Origin of the sequence: Ancylobacter rudongensis, from assembly GCF_900100155.1 — a bacterium.
Lineage (GTDB): Bacteria > Pseudomonadota > Alphaproteobacteria > Rhizobiales > Xanthobacteraceae > Ancylobacter > Ancylobacter rudongensis.
Window position 1 is genome coordinate 886,851 of sequence record NZ_FMTP01000001.1, and the last position, 15,376, is coordinate 902,226.

Sequence of the window (15,376 nt, forward strand, 5' to 3'; positions counted from 1 at the left end):
ATCGGGCTGCCGCCCATCGGCGAGCCGGCCTGGCTCTCCCACCGGGCGCGGCATCCCGCCCGTGCGTTCGACATCGGCACCCCTGGCCCTCCGCGCCAATTGGAGGATCAGGCAGATTTTCTGCGCGTTCCGGCATTCGTCCCGACCCCATTGGCGGGTAACGTCCCGACTCGATGGTCGGGCGCCGGCCGCTCCCGCGCTGACGGGAGACCGCCGGCGCGCATCCCGGGTGCACAGCCGCGTATCGGCCCCGGGCCCGGCCGTCCCCCTGCGAGGCGACAGCACGTCGACGTTTCCTCGCCCGCCCCCTCTTTCCAAAGGAAACAGCCATGTCCAACGCCCTCAAGGGACGCCTTCTGGCTGCCGCCGCGGCGGCCGCGCTCGCTTTCTCCTCGGTTGGAGCCGCCGCGCAGGCGGCTTCGCCGGATCAGATCGTCGGTGTCTGGGAGGCCGAGAACGGCGCCATCAAGCTGGAAATGTTCGATGCCGGCGGCAGCTATGCCGCCCGCATGCTCTATGGCCGGCAGCTGATGGAGGCCGACGGCACCACCTTCAAGAAGGACACGCTGAACCCCGATCCGGCGCTGCGCGAGCGTTCGCTGGAGGGCATCGTCTTCGTCACCAATCTCGCCTGGGATGCGCGCGACCGCCGCTGGGAAGACGGCACTTTCTACAGCGGCCTCACCGGGCGCACCATGTCGGTGCAGGCCGAGCTGGTGGGTGAGAAAATGCAGGTGCGGGCCTATATGGGCGCGCCGCTGCTCGGCCAGACCATCGTCTTCCGCCGCGTGCCGTGACGCCCGGCCCGAGACCCTTCGCCAAGGCCACGGTCTCGCCTCTCCCCGGCCCTCTTTGCAAGCGGCAGCGCCCATGACTCGAGCCAATCAGAACCTGTCGCCCGACCGTCTCGGCACGGCGCGGCGCTGGAGCGCCGGCGCGCTGATCGCGGTGAGCTGGATCAGCGGCGCGATCTTCGCCACCTACATCGTCGTCTTCTTCGGTGGCGCGCTCGCCGCCGGCATGGGCGAGCGCTGGAACCGGGCGCTGCCGGGGCTCTACGACGCCGGCACGCCGCTGGCGACCCTTGCCATCGGAGCGCATTTCCTCACCGGCGGCGTGCTGCTGCTGCTGCTGGGGCCGATCCAGCTGATCGGCCCGGTGCGGCGGGCCGCGCCCGCCCTCCACCGCTGGCTCGGCCGTATCTATGTCGTCTCGGCCGGCGCGGCGGGGCTGGGCGGACTCGGCTTCATCCTCGCCAGCGGCACGATCGGCGGGCCGCTGATGGATGTCGGCTTCGGCCTCTATGGCGCGCTGATGGTACTGTGCGCCGCCCTCACCTACGCCCATGCCCGCGCCCGGCGCCTGGCGCAGCACCGGGCCTGGGCGATCCGCCTGTTCGCGCTGACCATCGGCTCGTGGCTGTACCGGATGGAATACGGCCTCTGGTTCCTGCTGTTCGGCAGCCTCGGCCGTGGGGCGGATTTCTCCGGCTGGTTCGACGCGGTCATGGTGTTCTTCTTCTACCTGCCCAACCTTGCCGTTGCCGAGATTGTCCTCCGCATGGGCACGGCCCCACGGAGCGCGCTGGCCAATGGGGCAGCCATCGCGCTGCTGCTGCTCGCGACCGTGCTGATCGAGGTGATGACGGCCACCTTCACCGCCCGCGCCTGGGCGCCACGAATCCTCGACGCGCTCGCCTGAGACCGTCCGGACGCCGGTTTGAGCCGCCCTTCCCGCCCCCTGCCGGATTGGAGGAATAGGCATGTTTTCTGCGCGTTCCGGCATGGCGATTTCCAGCGCGGCCGTCACTCTCGGGCCTAGGTGAACCCGGTCAGACACGGCCGCTCACCGGGCTTTTCCGAACAGCTTGGGAACGACAATGACACGATGGACGACGCGGGACATTCCCGCGCAGCAGGGCCGTTCGGCCCTGATCACCGGCACGGGCGGCCTCGGCTATGAGGACGCGCTGGCCCTCGCTCGCGCCGGCGCCAGCGTAGTGATCGCCGGGCGCAACCCGGCAAAGGGCGCGGCCGCCGTGGCGGCGATCCGGCAGGCGGTTCCGGGCGCGCAGGTGCGGTTCGGCGAGGTCGACCTCGCCAGCCTCGCCTCGGTCGCCAGCTTCGCCGCCCGGCTCGCGGGCGAGCAGGACGGCCTCGACCTCTTGATCAACAATGCCGGCGTGATGACCCCGCCGCAGCGGCGCGAGACTCGCGATGGCTTCGAGCTGCAGTTCGGCACCAATTATCTCAGCCATTTCGCGCTCACCGCGCAGCTGATGCCGCTGCTAAGGAAGGGGCGCGATCCCCGCGTCGTGACCGTGGGCAGCATCGCGGCGCGCCGGGGGGCGATCGCTTTCGACGACCTGCAGGCCGAGCGCAGCTATCGCGCCTTTCCCGTCTACGCCCAGTCGAAGCTGGCCTGCCTGCTGTTCGCCTTCGAGCTCAGCCGGCGCAGCAGGGCGGCGGGATGGGGCGTGCAGAGTCTGGCGGCGCATCCCGGCCTTTCCCGCACCGATCTCCTGTACAACACGCCGGGCGGTCCCACCCCGACCATCTATTTTCTGCGCCGCGTCTTTCGGCTGATGTTCCAGCCTGCGGCGCAGGGGGCGCTACCCACCCTCTTCGCCGCCACCGATCCGAACGCGCGCGACGGCGCCCATTATGGGCCGGACCGGCTGTCGGGGACACGCGGACACCCTGTCGAGGAGCCAGCGCCGCCGCAGGCGCTGGACCGGGCCGTGGCGGCGCGGCTTTGGGAGGTGTCGGAGGCGCTCGCCAAGGTGAGCTTCGACCAGGCCGCGCAGCCAGCCTTTCATCGAGGGGGAATGGACCGCACGCGCTGATGCGCACGGCATTGGTTAGCTGTCTTTGACAGGCTGGTGATGAATCCCTGAATTGTCGCTGCTGCCGTATGGACTTATCGTCTGGGCAGATGGCGCCGGGTCTTGGCGATGCCCGGGAAACAGGGTGCTTCAGCAGCGCCCGGCCGCTCGCTCCGCCCCGCGCATCCCGCCGGCTGGAAGATCGTTCGCGCGCACAATTCACCGCGTTTACTCACCCGTGCCGCGAGCGACGCGCCGTGCCGCGTGCGGGCAGAAAGCCCGGCGCCAGCCCCATCTCCCTTTCTTCGAAGGAACTGAGCGATGACATCCTCTCGCACCTCCCCTCTCCCTGCCGCCCTGCTGGCCCTTGCCCTCGTCGCCGGCGCCGTCACCCCTGCTGCCTTCGCCTCGTCCGAGCCGGCGGCCGAGGCCCGCAACCGGCAGATCGTCACCGAGGCGTTCGAGCGCTGGCAGGCAGGCGGCACGACCTTCTTCACCGACCTCCTGTCCCCGGAAGTCATCTGGACAATCGAGGGTTCCGGGCCGAGCGCCGGCCGTTTCGAGGGCCGCGAGCGCTTCGTCGAACGGGCCGTCCGCCCGTTTGTCTCCCGCCTGTCCAGCCCGATCCGGCCGGTCAGCAAGACGGTCTGGGCCGATGGCGACCATGTGATCGTCAACTGGGAGGGCGTCGGCACCGCGCAGGACGGCCAGCCCTATGCCAACTCCTATGCCTGGATCCTGCGCATGCGGGACGGGCAGGCGGTCGAGGTGACGGCGTTTCTCGACCTGGTTCCCTATGACGACGTGCTGCGGCGCATTCCCGCCCCGCGCCCGGAGTGACGCCGGTAGTGTTTCCAGCGTCCAGTGCAGAAGAACCTCCGCACGATCGCGCAGGAATGACGGACGTTGCAGCATAGGCAGCCGTCGGCGTGGACCCTATCGTAATTATCGATGATGCCTCACGCCGGCGTTACCTGCCGGATCGAAGCCGTACACAGTCCGTCGCAGCCTCCATCGCCGGAACGACTGTGGTCACGCTGCCCGCGCTCCCATGAGCGGGTGCGGCAGGCATCATCCTTTTGAGAAGCTTTTGCCGGGAGAGGGAGATGCCGTCATGACCGCCTTCACCATCAATGGGCGCGCCGTCCAGGTCGCCGCCGAACCCGACACGCCGCTTCTGTGGGTCATCCGTGACCAGCTCAAGCTCACCGGCACCAAATATGGCTGCGGCGTCGCCCTGTGCGGCGCCTGCACGGTGCATGTCGACGGTGAACCCACGCGCGCCTGCCAGACCCAGCTGCAGGACGTGACCGGGCGGCAGGTGACAACGATCGAGGGGCTCTCCCCTGAGTCCAGCCATCCGCTGCAGAAGGCGTGGATCGCCGAGCAGGTCCCGCAATGCGGCTACTGCCAGTCCGGCCAGATCATGCAGGCGGCCGGGCTGCTCGCCAGCATGCCGCGCCCCAGCCGCGAGGAGATCGTCGCGCATATGGACGGCAATCTGTGCCGCTGCGGCACCTATGACCGCATCGTCCGCGCTATCGAGCGCGCGGCGCAGGAGGGCTGAAGCATGACGACCACGCTCCAGCCCCACACCACCGCCCTGTCCCGGCGCAGCTTTCTGGTCACGCTCGGCGGGGCCGGCATCGCCGTAGCCTTTGGCGGCCTCGTGCCCATCGCCCACGCCGACACCGAGACCGTTGCCGCCGAAGGCCTCGCGCTCAATGCCTGGGTGACGATCGCCCCGGATGGCAGCGTCACCCTCGTCTCGCCCGCCGCCGAAATGGGACAGGGGGTGAAGACCGCCCTGCCCCTGCTGATCGCCGAGGACATGGATGCGGACTGGGACAAGGTACGCGTCGTGCAGGCGCCCTCCGACGCCGAAACCTACGGCAATCCCGGGTTCTACGGCATCCAGCTGACCGGCGGCAGCGAGACGGTGCGCGGCTATTACCAGCTGCTGCGCCTTGCCGGCGCACATACGCGCAAGGTTCTCCTCGCCGTCGCTGCCACGCATCTCAACGTGCCGGTGGGCGAACTCGCCACCGAGCCCGGCCGTGTCGTGCATGCCGGCAGCGGGCGCACGCTCTCCTATGGCGAGATCGCCGCTCTCGGTGTGCTTCCCGATCCGCTGCCGCAGGCGAGCGAGGCCGACCTGAAGCCGGCCGACCAATGGCGCTATATCGGCCGCCGCGAGGTCGACCGCGTCGACGTGCCCGCCAAGGTCAACGGCACCGCACAGTTCGGCATCGATATCGATCTGCCCGACATGCTGCATGGCGCGGTGCTGCGCCCACCCGTGCCGGGCGAGCGGCCGGAACGCATCGACGATGCGGCGGCGAGGGCGGTGAAGGGCCTCACCCGCATCGTGCCGCTCTCCTATGGCGTCGGCATCATCGGCGAGAGCACCGATGCGGTGCGGCGCGCCAAGGAGGCGCTGGTCGTCACCTGGAGCACGGACTCCCGGGCGCGCGGCTATGACAGCGCGGCGCTGGCGCAGGCCTATCGCGACATCGGCCGCGATCTTACCCAGCATGGCGTGCCGGCGCGCACCGAGGGTGACGCCCCCGCCGCCATTGCCGGTTCGGCGCGGGTGGTCGTCGCCGATTATCTCACTGACCTTGTCTATCACGCGCCGATGGAGCCGATGAACGCGACGGCGCGGGTGATCGGCGACCGGGTCGAGGTGTGGGCGCCGACGCAGGGACCGACGGGGACGCAGGGCTTCGCCGCCGATGCGGCAGGCACGACCCCGGACAAGGTGACGGTGCACACGACCCTCATCGGCGGCGCCTTCGGCCGCAAGGCCGAGGCCGATTTCATCACTGACGCTGTGTTGCTCGCCAAGGAAGTCGAGGGCCGTCCGGTCAAGATGATCTGGAGCCGCGAGGACGATGTGCGGCACGGCAAATATCGGCCGCTCGCCGCCCAGCATGTCGAGGTCGGACTCGATCGCGCCAGCGCCATCACCGGCTGGCGCCACCGCGTCGTTGCCGATTCCATCTTCGCCCGCACCCTGCCGGAGATGTTCAAGAGCGATGGCGGGCTCGACACCGTCGTCACCGACGGCACGATCTTCAACTATCGCGTCCCTGCCCATCTGGTGGAATTCCTCCGGCAGGACAGCGGGCGCGATGTCGGTTTCTGGCGCGCCGTCGGCTACGGCCAGAACGTTTTTGGCGTCGAGTGCATGATCGATGAGGTGGCGGCTGCCAGCGGCGTCGATCCGGTCGCGCTGCGACTGCAGCTGCTGAGCGACCAGCCACGGGCGCGCAAGGTGATCGAGGCGGTCGCGCAGATGGCGGACTGGCCGCGCCCGCGCGAGGGCCGGGCGCTGGGGCTCGCCTATACCGACGCCTTTGGCGGGCATTGCGCCGAAGTGGCCGAGGTCTCGCTCGATCGCGACAGCGGCGAGATCCGCCTGCACGAGGTCTGGTGCGCGGTCGATCCCGGCGTCGCGGTGCAGCCGCGCAATATCGAGGCGCAGATCACGGGCGCCATCGTCTTCGGCGTGAGCCATGCGCTGTATGAGCAGATCAACATCGTCGCTGGCGAGGTGCAGGAGAGCAATTTCGACAGCTACCGCATCCTGCGCCTGTCGGAGATGCCGCGCATTCATGTCGAGGTGACGCCGACGCCGGAGAACAAGCCGGCCGGCATTGGCGAGATCGGTCTGCCGCCCATCGGCCCGGCCATCGCCAATGCCGTGGCCCGCCTCACCGGCGGGGTGCGCCTGCGCCATTACCCCTTCCTGCCGGATCGGGTGAAGGCGGCGCTCGCCGGCTGACGATGTGGGGGCTGGGGGCCTTCGCTCACACCCAAGGAACAACCGCATGCAAAGACCCGACGGCAGCTGGGACCCGTTCGACGATCATGTCATCGACTTCGCCCTTGCCCGACTGCGGCAGGGCGAGCGGGTCGCGCTGGTCACGCTGTTTTCCATCGACGGCGCCTCCCCGCGCCCGCTCGGCGCCCAGATGGCGGTCACGGCCGGCGGCGAGAGCGTCGGCTATCTCTCCGGCGGCTGCCTGGAGCGGGCGGTGATCGCCGAGGCGCAGGAGGCGATGGAACAGGGCGCCAACCGTCTTGTCCGCTACGGCAAGGGCTCGCCCTATCTCGATATCCAGCTGCCCTGCGGCAGCGCGATCGAGCTTCATTTCGATGTGACGCTGACCGTGGCCGCGCTCGCGAAGCTGGATCGGGCGTATCGCGCCCGCACGACGGGCACGCTCGACATCGGCCCGCCGCCGGGGACGAAGGGCCCTGTGCTCACCCGCCATTACCGTCCGGCGCCCCGGCTCCTCGTCGCCGGCACCGGCGCGGCGGCGGTTCAACTGCTGCTGCTGGGCCGGGTCAGCGGCTTCGAGACTGAACTGCTGTCGCAGGACGCGCCGACGCGCGCGGCCTGCGCTCGCGAGGGCTTGACCGCCCGGCCCATTCTCGGCACCGGCCACGCCCGCGACGTCGCCGCCGACTTCCGCACCGCCTTCGTGCTGATGTTCCACGATCACGACTGGGAGCAGGACTTCCTCGCGGCCGCGTTGGCGAGCGAGGCGTTCTACATCGGCGCGCAGGGCAGCCGGAGCGTGCATGCGGCCCGTCGGCAACGCCTGCTCGCCGCGGGATTTGACGCCTCGGAGGTGGCCCGCATACGCGGGCCGGCAGGGCTGTTCCACGGCACCAAGAGCGCCTATGCCCTCGCCGCCTCGGTCCTTGCGGAGATCATCGACGCCGAGCAGAGGCAGTTTCCCTCCCTCGTCTCGCTCGATCATTCGCCGGTGGCGCGGCGCTATTCCGCCGCTCGGGCGGCCGCCGGCGCCGTTCGCCCGTAATGGCGGGGCGAGCAGCCCATCATCCGCTTGAAGGCGGTGCTGAACGCGCTCTCGGATTCATACCCCACCGCGAGGGCGACCACCCCGACCGGATCGCCGCTATTCTCCAGCCGGTCGCAGGCCAGCAGCATGCGCCAGCGGGCGACATACTGCATCGGCGGTTCGCCGACGCTTTCCCGGAACCGCAGCGCGAAGGTCGAGCGCGACATGCCGGCCCGCTCCGCGAGGTCCTGCAGCGTCCAGCCCTGGGCGGGATCGGCATGGATCGCCCGGATCGCCGCCCCCAGCTGCTTGTCCGCCAGCGCGAACAGCCAGCCGACGCCGGCGCCGGCCTCCAGATGCACACGCAGCGCCTGCACCAGCATCAGATGGGCGAGATGCTGGAGCACCAGCGCATTGCCGGCCTGGCGCTCGCGCAGCTCCTTCATCATCTCCTCGACTGACCAGCGCAGCGCCGCCTGCCCCGCCTGGCCGGTGATATGGACAACCGGCGGCAGCAGCCCCAGCAGCATGTCGGCATGGTGGCCACGGACGCCGAAGCGGCTGCCGACAAGGGCAAACCCGCCGCCGCCATTCAGCCGCACCACGCCGCCCCGCTGGGCCGGCGGAAAGATCTGGCCGGAGGGCGTGGCAGGTAGGTCGAGCGCGCTGCCCATGCGAAAGGGCCGCCCCCTCGGCAGCACGAAACACTCGCCGGCCTCCAGCCGCACCGGCGCGTCCACCCCCTCGACGGCAAGCCAGCCCCCGCCGGAGACGACGGCGTAGCACTTGATCAGCGTGCCCTGGTCGCCGAACTGCACCGCCCAGTCGCCCCCGGCCTCGAAGCCGGAGGAGACATAGGCATGCGGCTTCAGCAGCGAGAGCACGTCGGAGAGCGGGTCCATGAAGTCTCTGGGGTCAGAGCGGTTAAATGAAAGCCGGCAAAGCACCATTTCATTCCGGCCATTGTTGGCACTTTTGGGAGTGTGGCGGCGCGCCTAGGCGCCATTACACAGCCGGCTGATCTTTTCGCTGTCGGCAGCGGTCGCCGGCACATAGGCCATCAGCCGCAGGTCCGGCCGTCCGTCGATGGCGAAGGAGGAAAACTCGAAGCTGATCTCGCCCACCACGGCGTGGCGGATGGTCTTGGCGCCTTCGCCGGTCATCTGCACGTCGTTCTCGTTCCACAGCCGCGCGAAGTCGGCGCTGCGGGCGGACAGCTCGGCGACAAGTTCGCCGGCCCGCTCGTCCTCGCCCACCCGGGCGGTCTCGGCGCGGAAGGTCGCCACCAGGAAGCGCGCCACCGCCTCCCAGTCGCTCTGGGCCGCGCGCGTCGCCGGATCGAGAAAGATCCGCCGCAGGATGTTGCGCTCATCGGGCGCCATCGCTTCATAATCGGCGAGAGCGAGCCGCGCTGCCCGGTTCCAGCCGATGATGTCCCAGGTCGCGGTAGCGACGGTGGCGGGAATCGTCGGCATGGCGTCGAGAAAGCGCTGCAGCCGGGCGGAAATGCCCTGCTGCGACGGAGCGCTTGCCTTGGGGCGATGGCCGATGCCGACCAGAAACAGGTGCTCGCGCTCCGCTTCCGTCATCATCAGCGCCCGGGCGAGGCTGTCGAGCACGCGCGGCGAAGGCGCCCCGCCCCGCCCCTGCTCCAGCCAGGTGTACCAGGTGGTGCTGATATGGGCCCGCTGCGCCACCTCCTCGCGGCGCAGCCCCGGCGTGCGGCGACGGCCGCCAAAGCCGAGCGCGGCGGCGTCGAGCCGCTGCCGGCGATCCCTCAGAAACGCGCCGAGCCGGTGCGTGTCGCCCTCATCGTGCAGCATGTTAGTCATTATACCCGTATAAAGTCACGTCTTTAACTGGGTATAGTTTGGCCGGCATTCTCCTTCCCGACAAGAAGGAGACGTTCTCATGCAAGTATTTGTGACCGGCGCGAGCGGCTTTGTCGGCTCGGCCGTGACGGCTGAACTTCTGGCCCATGGGCACCGGGTGCTGGGTCTGGCGCGCTCGGACAGAAGCGCGGACGCGCTGGCGCGGACCGGCGCGCAGGTGCTGCGCGGTGATCTCGAAGCGCCGGAAACGCTGCGCGAGGGGGCGCGGCTGTGCGACGCGATCATCCATACCGGCTTCATCCACGACTTCGCCCACTATGCCCGGTGCTGCGCCATCGACCGCGCCGCCATCGAAACGCTGGGCGCCGCCATCGCCGGCACCAACAAGCCGTTCATCGTCACCGCCGGCCTCGCCGGGCTGGGCGTTCCCGGCGAGGTGGTGAGCGAAGACGATATCGCCCCGCCGCCCACCGATCTGTATCCGCGCGCCTCCGACATGGCGGCGCGGGCGCTCACTGCGCGCGGCATCCCCACCATGATCATGCGTCTTCCGCCCTCCGTGCATGGCCGCGGCGACCACGGCTTTGTGCCGATGCTGATCGCGCTGGCACGCGAGAAGGGGCGCTCGGCCTATGTCGGCGGTGGGTCCAATGCCTGGCCGGCGGCGCATGTGACCGATGCCGCCCGCGCCTATCGCCTCGCCGTGGAGCGCGGCCCAAGTGCCGAGACCTTCCACGCGGCGGCCGAAAGGGGCGTCCCCTTCCGGGATATCGCGCAGGCCATTGCCGGCGGCCTCGACCTGCCCTGCGTGTCGCTGAGCGCCGGGGAGGCGCGGACGCATTTCGGCTGGATGGCGCACTTCACCGCGCTGGACCAGCCCACCGCCAGCGAACGGACCCGGCACCTTCTGGACTGGCACCCGAGGGGACCGGACCTTCTGACTGACATGGCCCAGGCGGGCTATTTCCCGGTCAGCGCCGGCTGAGGCGGCGGGGCGTCCGAAAAGGGGCGCCCCACTTTGTATCAATTCTTATCAAGTCCTTCCCCTGCGACATCTGGCGACAATCGGGCACGCGGGCGGCACGCTTCTGCGACACCGCATGCCTAGCGTTCCCCGGTCGACCCATGCCAGCCGCCCTGCCGCCGGAAGCCCCCTCGCCTTCCGGCCGGCGCGGCATGCACCGTTTCTCCAGCCGGGAGGCCACCATGGTCCAGCTCACCGTCAACGGACAGACGCACGACATCGAGGCCGAGCCCGATACGCCGCTTCTCTGGGTGCTGCGCGAGCAAATCGGCCTGACCGGCACCAAGTTCGGCTGCGGCATCGCCATGTGCGGCGCCTGCACGGTCCATATTGACGGGGTGGCGACGCGCTCCTGCGTGATGCCGCTCTCCGCCATCGGGGCGGAGCAGAAGATCGTCACCATTGAAGGCCTCTCGCCGGATGGTTCGCACCCGGTGCAGAAGGCCTGGCTGGCGCTCGACGTTCCCCAGTGCGGCTACTGCCAGACCGGCATGATCATGGCGGTGGCGAGCCTGCTGGTGACCAATCCGACACCGAGCGACGACGACATCAACGCCGAGATCACCAATATCTGCCGCTGCGGCACCTATAACCGCGTCCGCGCCGCCATCCACATGGCGGCCGACGGCAAGGCCGGCTGAGGGAGCGCGCCATGAGCATTGTCCAATCGGTCTCGCGCCGCAATTTCATCGTCGGCTCCGGTGCCACCGTGGCCGGCCTGTCGCTCGGCTTCCATGTGCCCTTCCTGGCCTCTGCCTCGGCGCAGGAGGCGGGAGCTAACCTGCCGCCTGAAATCAATGCCTGGGTGGTGGTGAAGCCGGACGACACCATCGTCATCCGCATCGCTCGCTCGGAGATGGGCCAGGGCACGCTCACCGGCCTCGCCCAGCTTGTCGTCGAGGAACTGGAAGGCGACTGGTCCAAGGTCACGACCGAATATCCCCCGCCGGGCGAAAACCTGAAGCGCGATCGCGTCTGGGGCAGCTACTCCACCGGCGGTTCACGCGGCATCCGCGACTCGCATGACTATGTCCGCAAGGGCGGCGCCGCCGCGCGCCACATGTTGATCGCGGCGGCGGCGGAACAGTGGGGCGTGCCGGCGGGCGAATGCGCGGCGGCCAGCAGCGTCATCACCCACGGCCCGAGCGGGCGCACTTTGCGCTTCGGCGAAGTGGCGGAGGCCGCCGGCCGGCAGGCGCCGCCGGCCGAAGTCGCCCTGAAGGACCCGAAGGACTGGAAAATCGCCGGCAAGCCATTGGCGCGCCTCGACACGGTGGAGAAGCTCACCGGCAAGCAGGTCTATGGCGCCGATCTCAAGCTGCCCGGCATGCTCAACGCCGCGATCAAGGCCTGCCCGGTCTTCGGCGGCACGCTGGTGAGCTTCGACGCGGCGGCGATCGAGACGATGCCGGGCGTCAAGAAGGTGGTGAAGGTGGACGACCGCTCCGTCGCCGTCGTCGCCGACACCTGGTGGCGGGCGAAGACGGCGCTGGATGCGCTTCCCATCACCTGGGACGAAGGCCCGAACAAGGACCTTTCCAGCGACGCCATCCGCGCCATGCTGGCGGAAGGGCTGGAGGCGCAGGAGGCCTTCATCGGCAACAGCCAGGGCGACGCCAAGGCCGAACTCGCCCGCGTCGCGGCGGCCGGCGGCACGGTCATCACCGCGACCTATGCCTTTCCCTATCAGAACCACGCCACCATGGAGCCGATGAACGCTACCGCGCTCTGGACGGCGGACAGATGCGAGGTGTGGGTGCCGACGCAGAATGGCGAGGCCAGCCTTGCCGCCGCGGCCGAGGCGGCGGGCCTGCCGGTCGGCCAGTGCGAGGTCTACAAGATCCATCTCGGTGGCGGCTTCGGCCGGCGCGGCAATTTCCAGGACTATGTCCGCCAGTCGGTCAGCATCGCCCGGCAGATGCCGGGCATCCCGGTGAAGCTGCTCTGGACCCGCGAGGAGGACATGCTGCACGGCGCCTATCACCCCACCACCCAGGCCAAGCTCACCGGGGCGCTGGACGCGGACGGCAACCTGACCGCGCTGCACCTGCGCATTTCCGGCCAGTCGATCCTCGCCGCCGTGCGGCCGCAGGGCATGCAGGGGGGCATGGACCCGGTGGTGTTCCAGGGGCTGACGGCGAGCCTGCCGGAGGGCCATCTCGCCTATACCGTGCCCAACCTGCTGATCGACCACGCCATGCGCAACCCGCCGGTGCCGCCCGGCTTCTGGCGCGGGGTGAATCTCAACCAGAACGCGATCTATGTCGAATGCTTCATCGACGAGCTCGCCCATGCCGCCGGCACGGAGCCGCTCGCCTTCCGCCGCAAGCTGATGGCGAACCACCCCAAGCACCTTGCCGTGCTGGAGGCGGCGGCCAATGGCATTGGCTGGGACACGCCGCCGGCGCCGGGGCGCCATCGCGGCCTCGGCCAGATCATGGGCTTCGGCTCCTATGTCGCCGCCGCCGCCGAAGTCTCGGTGGAGAAGGGCGAACTGAAGATCCACCGCATCGTCGCCGCCACCGATCCCGGCCACGTCGTCAACCCGGCGCAGGTGGAGCGGCAGGTCGAGGGCTCCTTCGTCTATGGCCTCTCCGCCTGCCTCTATGGCGAATGCACGGTCGCCGGCGGGCGGATGCAGGAGGAGAATTTCGACACCTATGAGGTGCTGCGCATGGCCGAGATGCCAGCGGTGGAAACCATCATGCTGCCCTCCGGCGGCTTCTGGGGCGGGGTGGGCGAGCCGACCATTGCGGTCGCCGCGCCGGCGGTGCTGAATGCGCTGTTCGCCGCCACCGGCAAGCGCTACCGCACCCTGCCCTTGAAGAACCACGAGCTTGCCTGATGCGCCTGTTCCACCTCATGCTGCCGGCGCTGGCACTGTTGATCTCCGTCGCGCCGGCAGACGCCGCGCCACCGCGTGGGGCGGCCTCCTGCACCGGCTGCCATCCGCGCACCGCCACCAGCGGGCCGGTGCCGAGCCTGAACGGCCAACCGGCCGAGCAGATCGTGGCGGCCATGGACGCCTTCCGCTCGGGCGAGCGTCGCTCGACCGTGATGGCGCGCATTGCCAAGGGTTTCACCGATGAGGAAACACGGGCCATCGCCGCGTATTTCGCCAATGGGGGCAACGCGCCCGCTCAGCCGTAGGCGCCTTCTGGGCTTGGCCGCCGGTGCCGGCGTGGCGCTGGCGAGCCCTGCCGTGCGGGCGCAGGCGGCGCCGCGCGTGGTGGTGATCGGCGGCGGCTTCGGCGGTGCCAGCCTCGCCCGCGCGCTGAAGCGCGAAGACCCCGGTATCGCGGTGGCGCTGATCGAGCCCAGCGGGCATTACACCGCCTGCCCGCTCAGCAATGCGGTCATCGCCGGCATGCGCGAGATGAAGGCGCAGCATTTCGGCTATGCCGGGATTGAGGACGACGGCATCGTCCATATCCAGCAGAAGGCGGTGCGGGTGGAGCCGGACCAGCGCCGCGTCGTGCTCGCCGACGAGGTGCGCCTCAGCTATGACCGGCTCGTCGTCGCCCCCGGCATCGACCTCAACTTCGAGGCGATCCCCGGCTATGACGAAGCCGCGACCCAGCTGATGCCGCACGCCTGGAAGGCCGGCGAGCAGACGCTGCTGCTGCGCCGCCAGCTGGAGGCGATGGAGGATGGCGGGCTGGTCGTCATTTCAGCGCCGGCCAATCCGTTCCGCTGCCCGCCCGGCCCCTATGAGCGGGCAAGCCTGATCGCCCACTATCTCAAGACCCACAAGCCGCGCTCGAAGATCCTCATCCTCGACGCCAAGGACGCCTTCTCCAAGCAGCGCCTGTTCGAGGCCGGCTGGGGTGCGCTCTATCCCGGCATGATCGAATGGGTCGGGCTCTCCTTTGGCGGCGCCGTCACCGGGGTGGATGCCGGCACCCGGACGCTGCGCACCGAGTTTGGCGAACACCGCGCGGCGGTGGCGAACATCATCCCGCCGCAGCGCGCCGGCGCCATCGCTGCGCTGGCCGGCGTCGCCGACCGCACCGGCTGGTGCCCGATCGATCCCGTCACCTTCGAATCCCGGCTGGTGCCTGATATCCATGTCATCGGCGACGCCGCCATTGGCGGGGCGATGCCGAAATCCGCCTTCACCGCCAATGCCCAGGCCAAGGCCTGCGCCAGCGCCGTCATCGCGCTGCTGCGCGGGCGGGACCCAGGCGAGCCGAAACTCATCAACACCTGCTATAGCCTGCTGGCGCCGGATTACGGCATCTCCATCGCCGGCGTCTACACCCCGCAGAACGGCCTGCTGGCGGAGGTCGACGGCGCCGGCGGGACCTCGCCGCTCGACGCGCCGGCTGCCGTCCGGGCCGAGGAAGCCGCCTATGGCGAGGCCTGGTTCGAGACCATCACCACCGAGGCTTTCGGGTGAGGCGGGCGCTGGTCGGCGCCACCCTCGCCCTGGCCTGCGGCTCGTCCGGGACCGCTGCGCAGGAGACGGCCGAGCCGGAACTGGCGCCCTATGTCGTCACCGGCGACGCCATCACCGAACCTCTCGCCGGCCGGCGCGGCGATGCGGCTCTCGGGCAGCAACTGATCGGCGAGCGGCACCGCAGCCTGTGCATCCTGTGCCACGCCCTCCCCTCCGGCGCGGCGCCGCTTCAGGGCACGCTGGCGCCGAGCCTTGCCGGCATCGGCTCCCGGCTCACCGAGGGGCAGATCCGGCTGCGCATCGTCGACATGAAGCGCCTGAACCCGGAGAGCCTCATGCCCAGCTATCATGCGCGGCCGGACGCGGTACGGATCGCGCCGGCCTGGCAGGGCAAGCCGGTGCTGGATGCCGCCGAGATCGAGCATCTGGTCGCCTATCTCGTGACGTTGAAGAGTGAGCCCGTGGAAGGAGTGAGCCGATGAC

The 15,376-nt window shown here is 69.6% G+C and carries 15 protein-coding genes; 13 read left to right on the top strand and 2 right to left on the bottom strand.

What is annotated here, in order from left to right; translation table 11 throughout:
- Nucleotides 1–329: 329 nt before the first annotated feature.
- The 7 genes from BLO63_RS04025 (at nt 330) to BLO63_RS04055 (ending at nt 7,656) form a co-directional block, all read left to right on the top strand.
- Nucleotides 330–797, top strand: a complete 468-nt coding sequence (locus BLO63_RS04025; RefSeq protein WP_091436896.1) for a DUF2147 domain-containing protein — start codon at nt 330–332, stop codon at nt 795–797.
- Between the two features lie 73 nt (nt 798–870).
- Entirely contained in the window at nt 871–1,701 is an 831-nt protein-coding gene (locus BLO63_RS04030) for a DUF2306 domain-containing protein (RefSeq protein ID WP_091436898.1), read from the top strand.
- A gap of 178 nt (nt 1,702–1,879) precedes the next feature.
- Nucleotides 1,880–2,845 (top strand): SDR family oxidoreductase, encoded by a 966-nt coding sequence (locus BLO63_RS04035; RefSeq protein ID WP_091436900.1) that lies wholly within the window; start codon nt 1,880–1,882, stop codon nt 2,843–2,845.
- A gap of 300 nt (nt 2,846–3,145) precedes the next feature.
- Nucleotides 3,146–3,664 (top strand): nuclear transport factor 2 family protein, encoded by a 519-nt coding sequence (locus tag BLO63_RS04040; RefSeq protein ID WP_091436901.1) that lies wholly within the window; start codon nt 3,146–3,148, stop codon nt 3,662–3,664.
- 274 nt (nt 3,665–3,938) lie between these two features.
- Nucleotides 3,939–4,391, top strand: coding sequence for a (2Fe-2S)-binding protein (locus BLO63_RS04045; RefSeq protein ID WP_091436903.1), 453 nt, complete (start codon nt 3,939–3,941; stop codon nt 4,389–4,391).
- Between the two features lie 3 nt (nt 4,392–4,394).
- Nucleotides 4,395–6,611, top strand: coding sequence for a xanthine dehydrogenase family protein molybdopterin-binding subunit (locus BLO63_RS04050; RefSeq protein ID WP_091436904.1), 2,217 nt, complete (start codon nt 4,395–4,397; stop codon nt 6,609–6,611).
- A 46-nt stretch (nt 6,612–6,657) separates the two neighbouring features.
- On the top strand, nt 6,658–7,656 hold the full coding sequence (locus tag BLO63_RS04055; protein WP_091436905.1) for an XdhC family protein: 999 nt from the start codon (nt 6,658–6,660) through the stop codon (nt 7,654–7,656).
- Here BLO63_RS04055 and BLO63_RS04060 read toward each other — a convergent pair.
- Together BLO63_RS04060 and BLO63_RS04065 are read right to left on the bottom strand one after the other, a co-directional pair.
- A complete protein-coding gene (locus tag BLO63_RS04060; RefSeq protein WP_091436907.1) occupies nt 7,614–8,540 on the bottom strand; it encodes an AraC family transcriptional regulator in 927 nt (308 codons plus the stop codon). The two genes, BLO63_RS04055 and BLO63_RS04060, sit on opposite strands and share 43 nt — an antisense overlap.
- A gap of 93 nt (nt 8,541–8,633) precedes the next feature.
- Entirely contained in the window at nt 8,634–9,461 is an 828-nt protein-coding gene (locus BLO63_RS04065; RefSeq protein WP_091436908.1) for a helix-turn-helix transcriptional regulator, read from the bottom strand.
- Nucleotides 9,462–9,549: 88 nt separating this feature from the next.
- Here BLO63_RS04065 and BLO63_RS04070 point away from each other — a divergent pair, with 88 nt between their 5' ends.
- The 6 genes from BLO63_RS04070 to soxX all read left to right on the top strand — a co-directional run bounded on the left by BLO63_RS04070 (nt 9,550) and on the right by soxX (nt 15,375).
- Complete coding sequence (locus BLO63_RS04070) at nt 9,550–10,455, top strand: SDR family oxidoreductase (RefSeq protein ID WP_091436910.1); 906 nt, start codon at nt 9,550–9,552, stop codon at nt 10,453–10,455.
- A 221-nt stretch (nt 10,456–10,676) separates the two neighbouring features.
- A complete protein-coding gene (locus BLO63_RS04075; protein WP_091437270.1) occupies nt 10,677–11,135 on the top strand; it encodes a (2Fe-2S)-binding protein in 459 nt (152 codons plus the stop codon).
- Between the two features lie 11 nt (nt 11,136–11,146).
- Nucleotides 11,147–13,339 carry a xanthine dehydrogenase family protein molybdopterin-binding subunit gene (locus BLO63_RS04080; RefSeq protein WP_091436912.1) on the top strand — a complete coding sequence of 731 codons (2,193 nt, stop codon included), beginning with the start codon at nt 11,147–11,149 and terminating at the stop codon, nt 13,337–13,339.
- A complete protein-coding gene (locus BLO63_RS04085) occupies nt 13,339–13,644 on the top strand; it encodes a c-type cytochrome (RefSeq protein ID WP_091436914.1) in 306 nt (101 codons plus the stop codon). Before BLO63_RS04080 ends, BLO63_RS04085 begins: the two co-directional genes overlap by 1 nt.
- On the top strand, nt 13,616–14,893 hold the full coding sequence (locus tag BLO63_RS04090; protein ID WP_091436916.1) for an NAD(P)/FAD-dependent oxidoreductase: 1,278 nt from the start codon (nt 13,616–13,618) through the stop codon (nt 14,891–14,893). The genes BLO63_RS04085 and BLO63_RS04090 overlap by 29 nt, the downstream gene beginning before the upstream one ends.
- Entirely contained in the window at nt 14,890–15,375 is a 486-nt protein-coding gene (soxX, locus tag BLO63_RS04095) for a sulfur oxidation c-type cytochrome SoxX (RefSeq protein WP_091436918.1), read from the top strand. The genes BLO63_RS04090 and soxX overlap by 4 nt, the downstream gene beginning before the upstream one ends.
- The last annotated feature ends 1 nt before the right edge of the window (nt 15,376 follow it).

What these genes read in the sequence shown, in the direction of transcription:
- BLO63_RS04070 (WP_091436910.1), top strand. Translation starts at nt 9,550, where the DNA reads ATGCAAGTATTTGTGACCGGCGCGAGCGGCTTTGTCGGCTCGGCCGTG.
- BLO63_RS04085 (WP_091436914.1), top strand. Translation starts at nt 13,339, where the DNA reads ATGCGCCTGTTCCACCTCATGCTGCCGGCGCTGGCACTGTTGATCTCC.
- BLO63_RS04080 (WP_091436912.1), top strand. Translation starts at nt 11,147, where the DNA reads ATGAGCATTGTCCAATCGGTCTCGCGCCGCAATTTCATCGTCGGCTCC.
- BLO63_RS04030 (WP_091436898.1), top strand. Translation starts at nt 871, where the DNA reads ATGACTCGAGCCAATCAGAACCTGTCGCCCGACCGTCTCGGCACGGCG.
- BLO63_RS04065 (WP_091436908.1), bottom strand. Translation starts at nt 9,461, where the DNA reads ATGCTGCACGATGAGGGCGACACGCACCGGCTCGGCGCGTTTCTGAGG.
- BLO63_RS04090 (WP_091436916.1), top strand. Translation starts at nt 13,616, where the DNA reads ATGGGGGCAACGCGCCCGCTCAGCCGTAGGCGCCTTCTGGGCTTGGCC.
- BLO63_RS04045 (WP_091436903.1), top strand. Translation starts at nt 3,939, where the DNA reads ATGACCGCCTTCACCATCAATGGGCGCGCCGTCCAGGTCGCCGCCGAA.
- BLO63_RS04050 (WP_091436904.1), top strand. Translation starts at nt 4,395, where the DNA reads ATGACGACCACGCTCCAGCCCCACACCACCGCCCTGTCCCGGCGCAGC.
- BLO63_RS04025 (WP_091436896.1), top strand. Translation starts at nt 330, where the DNA reads ATGTCCAACGCCCTCAAGGGACGCCTTCTGGCTGCCGCCGCGGCGGCC.
- BLO63_RS04055 (WP_091436905.1), top strand. Translation starts at nt 6,658, where the DNA reads ATGCAAAGACCCGACGGCAGCTGGGACCCGTTCGACGATCATGTCATC.
- BLO63_RS04035 (WP_091436900.1), top strand. Translation starts at nt 1,880, where the DNA reads ATGACACGATGGACGACGCGGGACATTCCCGCGCAGCAGGGCCGTTCG.
- BLO63_RS04060 (WP_091436907.1), bottom strand. Translation starts at nt 8,540, where the DNA reads ATGGACCCGCTCTCCGACGTGCTCTCGCTGCTGAAGCCGCATGCCTAT.
- BLO63_RS04040 (WP_091436901.1), top strand. Translation starts at nt 3,146, where the DNA reads ATGACATCCTCTCGCACCTCCCCTCTCCCTGCCGCCCTGCTGGCCCTT.
- BLO63_RS04075 (WP_091437270.1), top strand. Translation starts at nt 10,677, where the DNA reads ATGGTCCAGCTCACCGTCAACGGACAGACGCACGACATCGAGGCCGAG.